The sequence below is a fragment of the Gordonia sp. Z-3 genome, assembly GCF_036233855.1.
GTDB classification, from domain to species: domain Bacteria; phylum Actinomycetota; class Actinomycetes; order Mycobacteriales; family Mycobacteriaceae; genus Gordonia; species Gordonia tangerina.
Genome location: NZ_JAZARS010000008.1, coordinates 70,955 through 86,419 on the forward strand (window position 1 = coordinate 70,955; position 15,465 = coordinate 86,419).

Annotated in this window: 13 protein-coding genes; all 13 read left to right on the forward strand. The window is 68.1% G+C overall.

Features of this window, described 5'->3' with window-relative positions; translation table 11 throughout:
• Positions 1-5 precede the first annotated feature (5 nt).
• The 13 genes from murG to VX037_RS11165 all read left to right on the forward strand — a co-directional run bounded on the left by murG (position 6) and on the right by VX037_RS11165 (position 15,457).
• The gene (murG, locus tag VX037_RS11105) at positions 6-1,205 is read left to right on the forward strand and encodes an undecaprenyldiphospho-muramoylpentapeptide beta-N-acetylglucosaminyltransferase (protein ID WP_235723213.1); all 1,200 of its coding nucleotides are present in this window, start codon (positions 6-8) and stop codon (positions 1,203-1,205) included.
• A 64-nt stretch (positions 1,206-1,269) separates the two neighbouring features.
• A complete protein-coding gene (gene murC, locus VX037_RS11110) occupies positions 1,270-2,856 on the forward strand; it encodes a UDP-N-acetylmuramate--L-alanine ligase (protein WP_328714225.1) in 1,587 nt (528 codons plus the stop codon).
• Positions 2,853-3,569, forward strand: coding sequence for a cell division protein FtsQ/DivIB (locus VX037_RS11115; protein WP_328714227.1), 717 nt, complete (start codon positions 2,853-2,855; stop codon positions 3,567-3,569). The genes murC and VX037_RS11115 overlap by 4 nt, the downstream gene beginning before the upstream one ends.
• A 190-nt stretch (positions 3,570-3,759) precedes the next feature.
• Positions 3,760-4,932 (forward strand): cell division protein FtsZ, encoded by a 1,173-nt coding sequence (ftsZ, locus tag VX037_RS11120; protein ID WP_235723210.1) that lies wholly within the window; start codon positions 3,760-3,762, stop codon positions 4,930-4,932.
• An 8-nt stretch (positions 4,933-4,940) separates the two neighbouring features.
• Positions 4,941-5,675: a peptidoglycan editing factor PgeF gene (gene pgeF, locus VX037_RS11125; RefSeq protein WP_235723209.1), complete on the forward strand. Its 735-nt coding sequence runs from the start codon at positions 4,941-4,943 to the stop codon at positions 5,673-5,675.
• Positions 5,662-6,417 carry a YggS family pyridoxal phosphate-dependent enzyme gene (locus VX037_RS11130; RefSeq protein ID WP_328714229.1) on the forward strand — a complete coding sequence of 252 codons (756 nt, stop codon included), beginning with the start codon at positions 5,662-5,664 and terminating at the stop codon, positions 6,415-6,417. Before pgeF ends, VX037_RS11130 begins: the two co-directional genes overlap by 14 nt.
• Positions 6,418-6,510: 93 nt before the next feature.
• Positions 6,511-7,248, forward strand: a complete 738-nt coding sequence (locus VX037_RS11135) for a cell division protein SepF (RefSeq protein WP_328714231.1) — start codon at positions 6,511-6,513, stop codon at positions 7,246-7,248.
• Between the two features lie 89 nt (positions 7,249-7,337).
• Positions 7,338-7,658, forward strand: a complete 321-nt coding sequence (locus VX037_RS11140) for a YggT family protein (protein WP_235723206.1) — start codon at positions 7,338-7,340, stop codon at positions 7,656-7,658.
• A gap of 381 nt (positions 7,659-8,039) precedes the next feature.
• Entirely contained in the window at positions 8,040-8,870 is an 831-nt protein-coding gene (gene wag31 / locus VX037_RS11145) for a DivIVA-like cell division protein Wag31 (RefSeq protein ID WP_328714233.1), read from the forward strand.
• A 24-nt stretch (positions 8,871-8,894) separates the two neighbouring features.
• Positions 8,895-9,689 carry a hypothetical protein gene (locus VX037_RS11150; RefSeq protein WP_328714235.1) on the forward strand — a complete coding sequence of 265 codons (795 nt, stop codon included), beginning with the start codon at positions 8,895-8,897 and terminating at the stop codon, positions 9,687-9,689.
• Positions 9,690-10,053: 364 nt separating this feature from the next.
• A complete protein-coding gene (gene ileS / locus VX037_RS11155) occupies positions 10,054-13,281 on the forward strand; it encodes an isoleucine--tRNA ligase (RefSeq protein WP_328714237.1) in 3,228 nt (1,075 codons plus the stop codon).
• 83 nt (positions 13,282-13,364) lie between these two features.
• A complete protein-coding gene (locus tag VX037_RS11160; protein WP_328714239.1) occupies positions 13,365-14,558 on the forward strand; it encodes an NAD(P)/FAD-dependent oxidoreductase in 1,194 nt (397 codons plus the stop codon).
• Positions 14,555-15,457, forward strand: a complete 903-nt coding sequence (locus VX037_RS11165; protein ID WP_328714241.1) for an RNA polymerase sigma-70 factor — start codon at positions 14,555-14,557, stop codon at positions 15,455-15,457. Before VX037_RS11160 ends, VX037_RS11165 begins: the two co-directional genes overlap by 4 nt.
• Positions 15,458-15,465 lie beyond the last annotated feature (8 nt).

Consider the following 15,465-nt stretch of genomic DNA (forward strand, 5'->3'; position numbering starts at 1 on the left):
CAGCGGTGAGTGCTGAGCGAGGTCGGTCGCGGTCGGATCGACCACTGTCGGTGGTGGTGGCCGGAGGCGGGACGGCCGGACACATCGAACCGGCTCTCGCCGTGGCGGACGCGGTGACCCGGCTGGACCCCACGGCTCAGGTGACGGCGCTGGGCACCACCCGTGGTCTGGAGACGACGCTGGTCCCCGAACGGGGCTACCAACTCGAACTCATTCCGCCGGTGCCATTGCCGCGCAAGCCCGGGATGGAACTGGCCAAGACGCCTGCGCGGCTGGTCGGTGCGGTCTCGGCGACCCGATCGGTGCTGGCCGCGGTCGGCGCCGACGTGGTGATCGGGTTCGGCGGCTACGTGTCGCTGCCCGCGTACCTCGCGGCCCGCATGCGGGTGCGGGGCCGCAGCCGGCTGCCCATCATCATCCACGAGGCCAATGCGAGTGCCGGGATCGCGAACAAGGTCGGCGCCCGGTTCGCCGATCGGGTGATGGCCGCGGTGGCCGGCTCCGGTCTCGAGGCCGAGGTCGTGGGCATCCCGGTACGCGGGGTCATCACCGAACTCGACCGTCCCGGGCTGCGCGCCAAGGCTCGTCACTATTTCGGTCTCGACGCCGATGCGCCGACGCTGCTCGTCTTCGGCGGCTCACAAGGCGCCCAGCGACTCAACGACGCGGTCGCCGGCGCGGCCGGGGCGTTGGGTGACGCCGGTATCGGTGTCCTGCACGCCTACGGGCCGAAGAACTCGATCTCTCCGGTCTCGCCGCCGGGGGCGCCGCCCTATCGCGGGGTGGGCTACCTCAAACGGATGGACCTCGCCTACGCCGCCGCCGATCTGGTGATGTGCCGGTCCGGCGCGATGACCGTCGCGGAGATATCGGCGACCGGCCTGCCCGCGATCTACGTCCCCTTGCCCCACGGGAACGGGGAACAGCGACTCAACGCCCTGCCCGTCGTCGACGGCGGCGGTGGGGTATTGGTCGACGATGTCGACCTGACGTCGGACTGGGTTGCCCGCGAGGTGCCGGCCATGCTCGCCGACACCGATCGGCTGTCGGCGATGTCGACCGCGGCCGGCCGTACCGGCCACCGCGATGCAGCCGACGCCGTCGCGACCGCAGCGCTCGAGCTCGCCGCCCGCCGTCGCTCGGGTTCGTACCGGGCGCGTCTGCGAACCGCGTTTCGTTCGCCCGCATCACCGGACGAACGGTGACAATGAGCAGAGGACTGGACGTGACCGGCGGCGCTCGCCGGCGCTCGGCTGCGGAGGTGAGACGATGAGCAGCGGACCGATCGCCCCCGTCGGCGACCTGCCGGAGATGCTGCGGCGAGTGCACATGGTCGGGATCGGCGGCGCCGGGATGAGTGGGCTCGCCCGAATCCTGCTGGCCCGCGGCGGTCAGGTGTCGGGATCGGACGCGAAGAACAGTCGCGGCATCCTCGCCCTGCGCACCCGGGGCGCCCGGATCCAGGTCGGCCACGATCCGTCGGCGCTCGATCAGCTGCCCGGCGGGCCCACCGCCGTGGTCACCACCCACGCCGCGATCCCGAAGACGAATCCGGAGCTGGTCGCGGCGCGCTCACGCGGCATCCCCATCCTGCTGCGTCCGCATGTCCTCGCGCAGCTGATGGCCGGTTACCGCACGGTGTTGATCGCGGGCACCCACGGCAAGACCTCGACCACGTCGATCGCCGTGGTGGCCCTGCAGCACTGCGGTCAGGACCCGTCGTTCGCGGTGGGCGGCGAGCTGAACGAGTCAGGCACCAACGCCCACCACGGCAGCGGCCCGATCTTCGTCGCGGAGGCCGACGAGAGTGACGGATCCCTGCTCGAGTACGAACCCGATGTTGCGGTGGTCACCAACATCGAGGCGGATCATCTCGACTTCTTCGGGACCCGGGAAGCCTATGTGCAGGTTTTCGATGCCTTCGCCGAGCGGATTCGGCCGGGTGGGTCGCTGGTGGTGTGCCTTGACGACGAGGGCGCAGCGGCCTTCGCGGGACGATGTGCCGATGGGCTTGCCGAACGCGGCGTCGCCGTCCTCGGCTATGGCGAGGGTCGTCACGCCGCACTCGCGCCGTCGGTGTCGAATGTCGCCGAGCTGGTGTCCTGGTCGCCGCGCGGTGCCGGCGGACTGGCCCGGGTGCGGTTCGGTGCGCCGGTGGCAGAGCCCACCGCCGAACGCGATATGCAGTTGACGGTGCCCGGTAAGCACATGGCGCTCAACTGCATCGGTGCCGCCGTCGCCTGTCGGGTGACCGGCAGTGCGCTGTCGTCGGTCATCGACGGGGTGGCGGCGTTCAGTGGTGTGCATCGGCGCTTCGAGTTGCGTGGCCGCGCCGGCGGCGTCGAGGTGTACGACGACTACGCGCATCACCCGACGGAGGTACGGGCCGTGCTCACCGCGGCACGGCAGGCCGTCGAGACCAGAGCCGCCGAGGCGGTCGAAGCGCCGGGTGGCGACGACGGTGGCCGGGTGATCGCGGTCTTTCAGCCCCATCTCTACTCGCGCACAAGTGAGTTCGCCGACGAGTTCGCGGCGGCTCTCGACCTCGCCGACGAGGTGGTGATCGCCGATGTGTACGGGGCCCGGGAAGAACCGATCCCCGGTGTGAGCGGCGCGACGATCGCCGATCGGGTGCACCGACCGGCGTTCTTCGTGCCGGATCTCTCGACGTTGGCGCAGCTCGTCGTCGATCGGGTCAAACCTGGCGACGTCGTGCTGACACTCGGCGCCGGCGACATCACCATGCAGGGGCCCGAGATCCTCGCCGAACTGCGCCGCGCTCCCGGCGCCGAGGCACAGATGCCGCCGACCGTGAGCGGGCCGGCACCTGCTGACGCCGCGGGATCCCCACCGTGACCACCCCCGGGGCACGCACCGGGCGTACTCTTCCTCGCCCACGATTGCTGCTGGGCACCCTGGCGGTCATCGTGGTGGTGGTGGGGCTCGGGCTCATCGCCTACTACACCCCGCTGATGGCCGTCCGCTCGACGGATGTCCGAGACAACCAGGCGGTGCCGGCAGATCAGATCGTGGGTGCCGCCGACGTGGCCGACGGGACTCCGCTGCTACAGGTCGACACCGCGGCTGTCGCGCAGCGCATCGCGGCGATCCCGTCCATCGAGTCGGTGCGGGTGCAGCGCAGCTACCCGTCGTCGTTGACCATCACCGTGGTGGAGCGTCAGCCGGTGGTCAAGGTGACCGATGGGCAGAAGGTCCACGTGCTCGACCGGTCCGGGGTCGGTTACCTGACCTACGACAGCACGACCGGTGTGCCACCTGAGGTGAACGCTTTGCCCGAGTTCTCCACACCCAACCCGGGTCCCAGCGACCCCACCACGGTGGCCACCCTGCGTGCGGTCCATGAACTCCCGGAATCCATCTTCGGTCAACTCGTCGCGGTCACGGCGTCGTCGCCGGTCGACATCCAGTTCACGTTGAAGGGTGACAAGACCGTCGTGTGGGGGGACAGCGAACGCGGCGCGGAGAAGGCCCGCACCCTCACCGCCATCCTCACGCGCCCCGCTTCCACGTACAACGTCTCGAGTCCGGAGTTTCCCGCGTTCAAGTGATTCCGTGGCGCGGCGCATCCGAATCACTGGGTTGAGCAAAAAATGCCGGTCAAGTTCGCGACACGCCGCGCGCTTGCTGGCGGCCCGGCCATCGGATGCCTAGCGTCATCCCCAACATCCAACTACTTGACATAACTCTAAATCTATGGTTCAGGTTTAGGGTTTCGGATCGAACGAGGAAGGCGGGCACATGACGCCACCGCACAACTACCTGGCCGTGATCAAGGTCGTCGGCATCGGCGGCGGCGGCGTCAATGCCGTCAACCGAATGATCGAGCAGGGGCTGAAAGGTGTTGAGTTCATTGCGATCAACACCGACGCGCAGGCCCTGCTGATGAGTGACGCCGACGTCAAGCTCGACGTCGGACGTGACTCGACCCGTGGTCTCGGCGCGGGTGCCGATCCCGAGGTCGGACGCCGTGCCGCCGAGGACGCCCGCGACGAGATCGAGGAACTCCTCAAGGGCGCGGACATGGTCTTCGTGACCGCGGGGGAGGGCGGTGGCACCGGCACCGGTGGTGCGCCGGTGGTCGCGTCCATCGCTCGCAAACTCGGCGCCCTCACCGTGGGCGTGGTCACCCGGCCGTTCTCCTTCGAGGGCAAGCGTCGTGGCGGTCAGGCCGAAGCGGGCATCACTGCCCTGCGGGAGTCCTGTGACACCCTGATCGTGATCCCCAACGATCGGCTGCTGCAGCTCGGTGACGCGCAGGTCAGCCTGATGGACGCGTTCCGCAGCGCAGACGAGGTACTGCTCAACGGTGTTCAGGGCATCACAGATCTGATCACCACCCCCGGTCTGATCAACGTCGACTTCGCCGACGTCAAGGGCGTGATGAGTGACGCCGGCAGCGCGTTGATGGGTATCGGGTCGTCCCGTGGTGAGGACCGGGCGAAGAAGGCCGCCGAGGCGGCCATCAACTCGCCGCTGCTCGAGGCGTCGATGGAAGGTGCTCGCGGAGTGCTCATCTCGATCGCCGGTGGCAGTGACCTCGGACTGTTCGAGATCCACAACGCCGCCACGCAGGTGCAGGAGGCGGCCCACGAGGACGCCAACATCATCTTCGGCACGGTCATCGACGACAACCTCGGCGACGAGGTCCGCGTCACGGTGATCGCGGCCGGATTCGACGGCGGCGCACCGCGCAAGCGCACCGACGTCCCGGCAGCGGCAGGCAAGTCGACGGTCGGGTCCGGTCAGGCCGGGTCCGTGGCGTCCCCGTCGAAGGACAACGACCCGCTGTTCGGCAAGATGCCGACCGGGTCGGGGGATCCGTTCACCGAGGAGCAGCCCGAGCGGCCGCGCCGCAACAACGTCACCCTCGACGATGACGACGTCGACGTGCCGTCGTTCATGAAGCGCTGAGCCGCGCTGTGCGGGTACGCCGAGTGGTCACCAGTCGCTCCGGCGGCGTCTCGGTGGCGCCCTACGATTCGTTCAACCTGGGCGACCACGTGGGGGATGATCCGAAGTCAGTCGCCAACAATCGCGCTCGGCTGGCCGAGCAGATCGGTCTGGCACCGGGGCGGATCGTCTGGATGGAGCAGATCCACAGCCGCAACGTCACGGTCGTCACCGGGCCGGTCGACGAACCGGTCCCGGCCACCGATGCGCTCGTCACCACGGAGCCGGGGCTGGCGCTGGCGGTGCTGTCGGCCGACTGCGTCCCGGTGCTGCTCTCCGATGACGAGGCAGGCGTGATCGCGGGAATCCATGCCGGACGGGTCGGCGCCCGAGTGGGGATCGTGCCCGCGACGCTGCGCGAGATGATTCGGCTCGGTGCTCGCCCGGAACGGATGGGGGCACTGCTCGGACCGGCCGCCAGCGGGCGGCACTACGAGGTGCCGGCCCCTATGCAGCGAGATGTCGAAGAGCATCTCCCGGGCAGTGCATGTGTCACCGAGAAGGGGACCAGTGGACTGGACTTGCGCGCCGGATTGCGACGGCAGTTGCTCGCGGCCGGAGTTGCCGCAGTGGCTGCCGATCCGCGTTGCACGATCGAGGACCCCGAGCTCTTCAGTCACCGGCGGGGCGCCCCGACGGGCCGGTTGGCGTCGGTGATCTGGATCGATCCGGTCGCGCCCGGGAACGGCGATGACCCCACCTGAGTCAGACGCGCGGCGAGCGGAGCTGGCGCGCGGGTACACGGCCGCTCGCGAGCGACTCGATGCCGCGGTCGCGGCCGCCGGACGCAGTCCCGGTGACGTGCAATTGCTGGTGGTCACGAAGTTCTTCCCGGCTGCAGATGTCCGCCACCTGATCGGCCTCGGGGTGCGGACCTTCGGCGAGTCGCGCGAGCCCGAGGCGGGCCGCAAGATCGCCGAACTCCGGCAGGCCGACGCGACCGACGCCGCGGTGGCGGCCGCCGAGTTCGACATGATCGGCAGTGTTCAGTCGAAGAAAGCGAAATCCGTTGCGCGGTGGGCGCGAACGGTGCACTCGGTCGATCGCGCAAAGGTCGTCGACGCCCTGTCGTCTGGGGTCGAGGAGGCCTGCGACACCGGTTCGCGCAGCGCGGACCTCGGCATCCTGCTCCAGGTCAGTCTCGATGGTGATCCGCACCGCGGCGGGGTCACGGTGGAGGAGCTGCCGGAGCTGGCCGAACACGTCCGGGGCGCTCATGGACTGACCCTGCAGGGGCTGATGGTGATCGCGCCGGTGGACGGTGCAGCGCAGCGATGGATGGCCCGCGCGCAGGAGATCCACGCCGCGTTCGTGTCCGACCATCCCGACGCCCGGGAGCTCTCTGCCGGCATGTCGGGTGACCTCGAGGAAGCGGTGGCGCACGGATCGACATGCGTGCGTGTCGGTACCGCGATCATGGGACCGCGGCCGTTAGTCTCTCAGTAATCACATTGGTCACACGAGAACCAACGAAACCAAGATCAACAACTGCACCACTGCACTGCTCCCCGGCAGCGTTGGACGACAGAGAGGCCAGCTATGACCACGATGCAGAAGTTCAAGGCATATTTCGGCATGGTGCCTCCGGGTGACTACGAAGACGACTACCTGGAGGAGCCGGGTGGTCCCGTTCGCGGTGGACGTTCCTATCGGGACGAGTACTACGGTGACGCGAGCTATCGCGAACCCGGCTTCCGCGACGGTCCCCGCGACTCCGACTTCGCCTACGTCGACGACCGACGCTTTCCCGGGGAGTTCGAACCACATGGCTTCGCGCCTGCCGGCTACGACCCCAACGGCTATGACGCGGGTTTCGAGCCGGTCCCGGAGTACGCCTATGCCGGGGGGCGGCACGGAGGCGAGCCGGTCGATCGGATGCGGGCTCCGCATCGACTCGAACCGTTGCAGCGATCGGGGATGCGCACCGCCGGGGTCGCGCGTTCGGCCGCGGGTTCCGATCAGCGCGCCGAGCTCGAGCGGGTCTTCGCCGACGGGCCCCTGCACAAGATCACCACGCTGCGGCCCTCGGACTACGGTGAGGCCCGCACGATCGGTGAGCGGTTCCGCGATGGCAACCCGGTGATCATGGATCTCGTCGACATGAGCAACGACGACGCCAAGCGGCTCGTCGACTTCGCCGCCGGATTGGCGTTCGCGCTTCGGGGTTCCTTCGACAAGGTGGCCACCAAGGTGTTCCTGCTCTCGCCCGCCGACGTCGACGTCTCGCCGGAGGATCGACGCAAGATCGCCGAGACCGGCTTCTACAACCACTCCTGATCCGCGCTCGCACTCGCCACCACATGCGCTCCGACGCCGGTCAACGGGGGGCTGCGGCGCGGGTGCGACATATCAGGCAACCTTGAGTCGTGACGATTCTGTTCCAGGTTCTGTACTACGTCCTGTTCATCTACTGGCTGCTGCTGCTCGCGCGACTCGTCGTGGAGCTGGTCCGGTCGTTTGCGCGTGAATGGCGACCCACCGGTGTGGCGGTGGTGGTCATCGAGATCGTGTTCACCGCGACCGATCCGCCGATCCGTGCTCTGCGTCGCGTGTTGCCGCCAATCCCGCTGGGGCCGGTGCGCCTGGATCTGTCTCTGATGATCGTGATGATCGTGGTGCTCATCGCGATGCAGGTGGTCAGTTCGCTCAGTCGCAGTTCGGCCTCGGCTCTGGTCGGGCTCGGGTGAGTTCTGCAACTCCGCTTGGCGCCCGCTGACTCGTCGTTTCCGACACGCCAACCGTGACCACTTCGTGACCATTGGCCCGCAGTGGTTTACCGTTGAGTGTCATCATCGAGTGACCGTTCGATTGCGAGACAGTATCGATCGTCTGCTACGAACGGTTCTCGTGTGACAGGATTTGACGCCAGTTACCCAGTGGACTGGTATGAATAAACAGTGACAGCCTGTAGCAAAGACTGTGCAGACCCATGACTCTCGATGTGGAGAGCAGCGAGTGTCGAACACTGGCTGAGACGGTCGTCGAGCGGGTGATGCTGCCAACTGAATACGGGCTTGATCCGGCCTACCAAATACAGACAGTTCGACTGACAAATGAGGGGAACCGACATGCGGCTGACACCAGCTGATGTGCACAACGTCGCGTTCAGCAAACCGCCTATCGGTAAACGCGGCTACAACGAGGATGAAGTTGATCAGTTCCTCGACTTTGTCGAGGCCGAACTGGCGCGACTCATCGAGGAGAACGGCGACCTGAAGCAGCGCGTCGACGAGCTCGAGGGCGACCTCGCCGACGCACGGTCGGGCGCACCCGCCGCCGAGTCGGCCGCCGCGCCGTCGGCCGAGGAGCGGACCCAGGTGTTCGCCTCGGCCCCGGTCGCCGAGGCGCCGGCCCCTGCGGCCGCACCGCAGCCCGAGTTCAGCGACGACGATGCGAACGTGCGCGCGGCGCGGGTGTTGGCCTTGGCCCAGGACACCGCGGACCGGTTGACCTCGACGTCTCGTCAAGAGGCGGATTCGCTGGTCGCCGACGCGCGTTCGCGTGCCGACGCCATGGTGTCGGAGGCGCAGTCCAAGGCAGACGCCCTGTTGTCGGATGCCCGACAGCGGTCGGAGGCCATCCTCGCCGACTCGCAGACCCGCTCGGAGGCCCAGGTCCGCCAGGCCCAGGAGCGCGCCGACGCGCTGCAGAGCGACGCCGAGCGCAAGCACAGCGAGATCATGGGCACGATCAATCAGCAGCGCACCGTGCTCGAGGGTCGGATCGAGCAGCTGAAGACCTTCGAACGCGAGTACCGCACCCGTCTCAAGACCTACCTGGAGTCCCAGCTCGAGGAACTGCAGCAGCGCGGTAGCGCCGCTCCGGTCGAGGGTGGTCGGTCCGATTCGTTCTCATCAGATCCCGGCAACGGTGGTTTCACCAGCTACTCCCCGAGCTGATCCGGGACCAGCGGGAGGTTTCTGGTGTTGACACTGGCCCTCGCGGCGACGCTCGTGGGGTTCGTGTTGCTGGTGTTGGGCCTGATCACCGGCACCGTATGGCTGGCGATCTCATGCATCGTGGTTTGTCTGGCGGGCCTCGGCTTCCTGATCGCAGATGTGGTCGGGGCCGGGCGCCGCGGCGACGACGAGCCCACACTGGCCGACTTCGTCGACTCTGATCAGGCCGAAAGGCAGACGCCGGACGGCGAGTCGGGTGACCGGGGCACCCCGGCCGATCGTCGCATCGACAACGAGCCGGTCGCCCGGCCGCATTCGTCGGTGCCCCAGTCGCCGACACCCGAGTCACCGGTGCCCCCGTCACCGACACCCCAGGCACCGACACCCCAGTCACCGATACCGCCGTCGCAGTACGGGTCAGCCGCAGCGCCGACCCCGCAGAGTCCGGTCCCGCCGCCGGGTCCGCCGGGAGTCGGCCGCCACGGGCAACCGCCGCAACCGCCGCCACAAGCCGGGGTCGGTCGAGACGGTGGTTATGACGACTATCTGAGGTCGGTGGGCGGTTATCCCGCGCCGCAGCCGGCACCCGGGACCAACGGTGCATCCACCGGTGGTGCCGGCCGTCACGACGACGACGTCACGGAGTCCTTCCCGTCCTCGCGATCGTCTTCCTCGCCATCGTCTTCTTCGCCATCCCCGTCCGCGTCGTCCACGTCGCCGACTCACGGCCAGGAATCCGATGCGTCGGACGAGCCACGGGAGCAGCGCCGGGCACGGTTCGATCCGTTGGATCCCAACTGGCGCCCGCCGCTCGACTGACCGCGGTCGGGTCCACGCCGCCGTCACCTCGGCGTTCGGCCCCGCCGGTCGCACCAGCGATTCGTCGTGCGCGGCCGGTGACGGCTACACTCGTTGCTGCGTGGATCCGGCCATCACCGGGGAGCACTCGGAAGAACGGGACCGACACCGCAGCGTGGCAGGTTCTCAGTAGAACCGGGCGGGAGCGGCCCGTGACAGCCGTGGGCTCGCGCCGCATCGCGGGCCGGTGAGTGGCGGTGAACGGCTCAGTAGGCGTTCACCGCAAGCGGGGTGGTACCGCGCGGATCGGATGATTGTCGAATCAGCCGGTGAGCGTCCCCGTGCCAGAGCAGTTGCGCACATGCCAGGCACGAGGAGAAGCATCATGGCCGACACCGCCCGAACCGAGGCCCCGCAGGTGGATACGTCCGCCGACGCCCGCGTCTATCCCGTCGTCGACATGACCGCCGGCGGCGGTCGCAGCGCTCCGTCCTTCCCGGACGTCGAGCAGCATGTTCTGGCCTACTGGGCCGGCGACGACACCTTCGCCGCTTCCATCGAGAACCGGGCCGACGCCGAGGAGTTCGTCTTCTACGACGGCCCGCCGTTCGCCAACGGCCTGCCTCACTACGGGCATCTGCTCACCGGTTACGTCAAGGATCTGGTACCGCGGTACCAGACGATGCGCGGCAAGCGCGTGGAGCGTCGCTTCGGTTGGGACACCCACGGTCTGCCCGCCGAACTCGAGGCGGAGCGTCAGCTCGGCATCACCGACAAGTCGCAGATCGAGTCGATGGGCATGGAGAAGTTCAACGACTATTGCCGTGACTCGGTGCTGCGCTACACCGGTGAGTGGCGTGACTACGTCACCCGCCAGGCCCGGTGGGTGGACTTCGACAACGACTACAAGACGCTCGATCTTGACTTCATGGAGTCGGTCATGTGGGCGTTCAAACGTCTCCACGACAAGGGTCTGGTCTACCAGGGTTATCGGGTGCTGCCCTACAGCTGGTACGAGCAGACGCCACTGAGCAACCAGGAGTCCAAGCTCGACGACGCCTACCGGATGCGTCAGGACCCGGCCGTCACCGTGCGGATGCCGCTCGTCGGCACCGATGCCCACCCCGAACTCGACGGCGTCAACGCACTGATCTGGACCACCACGCCGTGGACGCTGCCGTCCAACCTGGCGATCGCGGTCAACCCGGATGTCGAGTACGTACACGTCCGTGCGGCCGACGGCCAGGAGTACCTGCTCGCGAAGGCGCTGCTGGCAGGCTATGCCAAGGAGATCGTCGAGCCCGAGATCCTCGGCAGCTACGGCGGCGCGGATCTGGAGGGAATGTCCTACCTGCCGCCATTCGACTTCTTCGTCGGTCATCCCAACGCGCACCGGGTGCTGCTCGGTGACTACGTGACCACCGACAGCGGCACCGGCGTCGTCCACCTCGCGCCGGCGTTCGGCGAGGAGGACATGGACCTCGCAATGGCCAACGGCATCGAGGTCGTGCAGCCGCTGGATCCGGGCGGCCGGTTCACCGCGCAGGTGCCGCCCTATGAGGGCCAGATGGTGTTCGACGCCAATCCGGCGATCATCAAAGACCTGAAGGCCATCGGCAAGATCCTGCGGCACGACACCATCGAGCACTCCTATCCCCATTCGTGGCGATCGGGAAAGCCGTTGATCTACATGGCCGTTCCGTCATGGTTCGTCGCCGTGACCCCGATCAAGGAGCGGATGCTCGAGCTGAACAAGCAGATCACCTGGTCGCCCGAACACATCCGGGACGGCCAGTTCGGCAAGTGGCTCGAAGGGGCGCGTGACTGGAACATCAGCCGGAATCGCTTCTGGGGCGCGCCGATCCCGGTGTGGATCTCCGACGACCCGGAGCACCCGCGCACTGACGTCTACGGTTCCCTCGACGAGCTCGAACGTGACTTCGGCGTCCGGCCGGACAATCTGCACCGGCCCTACATCGACGAGCTGACGCGTCCCAATCCCGATGACCCGACCGGCAACTCCACCATGCGCCGGGTGCCGGAGGTGTTCGACTGCTGGTTCGAGTCGGGATCGATGCCGTTCGCGCAGGTGCACTATCCGTTCGAGAACGCCGACTGGTTCGACGGCAACAGCGACTCGGGCGATGTGCCGCACAACCCGGGCGACTTCATCGTCGAGTACAACGGGCAGAGTCGCGGCTGGTTCTACAACCTGCACGTGCTGGCCACCGCACTGTTCGACCGGCCGGCGTTCAAGAGCGTCATCGCCCACGGGATCGTGCTCGGCGACGACGGTCAGAAGATGTCGAAGTCCAAGCGCAACTACCCCGACGTCAACGAGGTGTTCGATCGCGACGGCTCCGATGCCATGCGCTGGTTCCTGATGGCATCGCCGGTGCTGCGTGGTGGCAACCTCGTGGTCACCGAACGCGGTATCCGGGAAGGAGTTCGCCAGGCGCTACTGCCGCTGTGGAACGCCTACAGCTTCCTGCAGCTCTACGCCGAGCGACCCGCGACGTGGCGGACGGACTCCACGCACGTCCTCGACCGCTACATCCTGGCCAAGCTCGCGGTCACCCGGGACACGATGACCGAGGCACTCGACACCTTCGACATCGCCGGTGCCTGCGAGGCGTTCCGGGAGTTCGTCGAGTCGTTGACCAACTGGTACGTACGCCGCTCCCGGGCTCGGTTCTGGGCCGGGCAGGACGACGATCCGGACGCGTTCGACACCCTCTACACGGTGCTGGAGGTGGCCGCTCGCCTGGCCGCTCCGCTGCTACCGCTGGCCACCGAGGCGATCTGGCGCGGTCTGACCGGTGGCCGGTCGGTGCACCTGACGGACTGGCCCGCGGCCGACGACCTGCCCGCGGACACCGCATTGGTAGCGGCCATGGACGAGGTGCAGGAGGTCTGCTCGGTCGCATCCAGCGTGCGCAAGGCCAACAAACTGCGAGTGCGGTTGCCGCTACCGGGTCTGACCGTCGCGTCGCCGACGGCCGAACAGCTCACGCCGTATCGGGACCTGATCGCCGACGAGATGAACGTGAAGTCGGTGTCACTGGCCACGGACGCGGATGCCTACGGGCGCTACGAGATCGCGGTCAACGCGCGTGCCGCCGGACCGCGCCTGGGCAAGGATGTCCAGGCCGCCATCAAGGCCGTCAAGAGCGGGGATTGGACAGTCGGTGCAGGAGCCGACGGAAGCGAGGTCGTCATCGCCGGCGGTATCGAACTACACGACGGTGAATACACCCGCCGCCTCGTCGCCGTGGAGCCGGACTCGACCGCGGAACTGCCGGGTGGCCGCGGCCTGGTCGTCCTCGACACCGCCGTCACCCCGGAACTCGAGGCCGAGGGTTGGGCCAAGGACCGCATCCGCGAACTGCAGGACGCCAGGCGCACTCTCGGTCTCGACGTCTCCGATCGGATCGGCGTCCGACTCGTGGTGCCGGCGAACCGCGCCGACTGGGCACGCACGCACGCCGATCTGATCGCCGGTGAGATTCTCGCGGTCTCCTTCGACGTCGTGGACGCGGAAGCCGGTGCGGCGGGTGGCGTCGAACTCGGCGACGGGATCACCGCGGACGTCACGAAGGTGGCGCGCGCCTGAGTGTGATCTGAGTCACTCGCTGTCACGTCCCGCGGGCGTACGGTGTCTGAGAGGTTGTCCACCTTTTTCGAGAGGAGCAACCCATGAAGACCACTCGACGCCCGCGGGTCGTCGTCCTCGGCGGAGGCTACGCCGGGACCATGGCCGCCAACCGGATCGCGGGCGCAGGTACCGAACCGGCACCCGACGTGGTGCTGGTCAACCCGCGGCCGAATTTCGTCCATCGCATCCGGCTGCATCAGTGGGCCACCGGAACCGGGGAGGCCGAGCGCGATTTCGACCAGGTGCTCGGTCCCGACGTGCGTCTGGTCGTCGACTCTGCCGCCCGCATCGACGTGGCCGGCGGCCGGGTCGAGCTTGCCGGCGGTGAAACGCTCGACTACGACCATCTGGTCTACGCCGTCGGCTCGACCGCGTTGTCCGCGAACACGATTCCGGGTGCGGCCGAACACGGCTATCCGATCGGTGAATGGGAGACCGCCGAGCGACTGCGTGCCCGGCTGGCCGACCTCGCCGACGATGCGTCGGTCACCGTCATCGGCGGCGGACTCACCGGGATCGAGACGGCCGCCGAGCTCGCGGACGCCGGACGGCCGGTTCGATTGGTGTGCCGCGGCGTGCTCGCCCCGTCGTTCGGGCAGCGCGCGCGACGCGCCACCCGCCGACGGCTGACCAAGCTGGGCGTCGAGATCATGGAAGACCACCGGGTGCACAGCATCGGCCCCGACACCGTGACGGTGTCCACCGGTGAGTCCACCGCGATACTGCCGAGTGCGACCACGGTCGTGGCCGCCGGGTTCGGGGCGCCGGACCTCGCCGCGAAGAGCGGCCTGACCACCGACCGGATCGGGCGACTGGTCACCGACGAGGCACTCACCAGTGTCGACGATCCGCGCATCGTCGGTGCCGGGGATTCCGTGGCGCCGTCGGGGCAACCGTTCCGGATGAGTTGCCAGGCGGCCAATCAGCTCGGACCGCACGCCGCCGACACCGTCCGTGCGCGACTGGCCGGTGCGCTGCCGAAACCCGTCGCACTCGCGTTCCTAGGCCAATGCACCTCCCTGGGTCGCCACGCCGCCGTCGTCCAGCCGACGCGACGTGACGACAGCCCGCTCGAGACCGCGATCACCGGCCGTACCGCCGCTGCGATCAAGGAACTCGTGTGCCGCGGCGTCATCCTGAGCCTGCGCCTGGAAGGGCGTCATCCGGGTGTCACGCCGTCGTTCGGCCGGCCACGCGAACTCGCTGAGCCACCGCGCCTGGAGGCGACCGGATGACGGCCGGTACCGACGCGCACGTCGAACGGTTCACCGAACTGCGGCCACTGCTGTTCACCGTCGCCTACGAGATCCTCGGTTCGGCCACCGACGCCGACGACGTGCTGCAGGAGAGTTATCTGCGGTGGGCCGACGTCGATCTCGACGCCGTCGCCGACAGCAAGGCGTATCTCGCCAAGGTGGTCACCCGCCAGGCACTCAACATGTTGCGCACGTCCGTGCGCAGGCGCGAGGAGTACGTCGGGCCGTGGCTGCCCGAACCGATCCTGCTCGACGAGCGCGACGCCTCCGAGGATGTCGTTCTCGCGGAATCGGTCTCGACGGCGATGCTGGTCGTGCTGGAGAGCCTGGGGCCCGACGAGCGCGCCGTCTTCGTGCTCCGGGAGGTCTTCGGGTTCGCCCACGACGAGATCGCCGACATGGTCGGCAAGTCCGTGCCGGCGGTGCGCCAGACCGCACACCGCGCCCGGGAGCATGTGCACGCCCGCCGGCATCGCTTCGAGCCGGTCGACTCGGCGCGTACCGCCGAGGTGACCGAGGCCTTCCTGGCGGCCGCGTCGTCCGGCGATGTCGAGCAGCTGATGACCCTGCTGTCGCCGGATGTGGTCTTCACCGCCGATTCGGGCGGAAAGGCCACGGCGGTGCGGCGGCCGGTCAAAGGCGCGCTCGCGGTGGCGCGGTTGCTGTCGGGCTTCAACCGGGTCGGGTCGATACATCCCGACTTCCGGCTCGAAGCCGGGATCTTCAACAGCCTGCCCGGCCTGCGGATCTACTTCGACGGCCGTCTGCAGGGCGTGTTCGTACTGGACTTCGCGGACGGGGTGGTGCACGACATCTTCGCCGTCCGGAATCCGGAGAAGCTGACCGGGATCGAGACGGAGCGACCGATCGCCCGCTGAGCACCGAC

What these genes read in the sequence shown, in the direction of transcription:
- murC (WP_328714225.1), top strand. Translation starts at nt 1,270, where the DNA reads ATGAGCAGCGGACCGATCGCCCCCGTCGGCGACCTGCCGGAGATGCTG.
- ftsZ (WP_235723210.1), top strand. Translation starts at nt 3,760, where the DNA reads ATGACGCCACCGCACAACTACCTGGCCGTGATCAAGGTCGTCGGCATC.
- VX037_RS11130 (WP_328714229.1), top strand. Translation starts at nt 5,662, where the DNA reads ATGACCCCACCTGAGTCAGACGCGCGGCGAGCGGAGCTGGCGCGCGGG.
- VX037_RS11135 (WP_328714231.1), top strand. Translation starts at nt 6,511, where the DNA reads ATGACCACGATGCAGAAGTTCAAGGCATATTTCGGCATGGTGCCTCCG.
- wag31 (WP_328714233.1), top strand. Translation starts at nt 8,040, where the DNA reads ATGCGGCTGACACCAGCTGATGTGCACAACGTCGCGTTCAGCAAACCG.
- ileS (WP_328714237.1), top strand. Translation starts at nt 10,054, where the DNA reads ATGGCCGACACCGCCCGAACCGAGGCCCCGCAGGTGGATACGTCCGCC.
- VX037_RS11160 (WP_328714239.1), top strand. Translation starts at nt 13,365, where the DNA reads ATGAAGACCACTCGACGCCCGCGGGTCGTCGTCCTCGGCGGAGGCTAC.
- VX037_RS11165 (WP_328714241.1), top strand. Translation starts at nt 14,555, where the DNA reads ATGACGGCCGGTACCGACGCGCACGTCGAACGGTTCACCGAACTGCGG.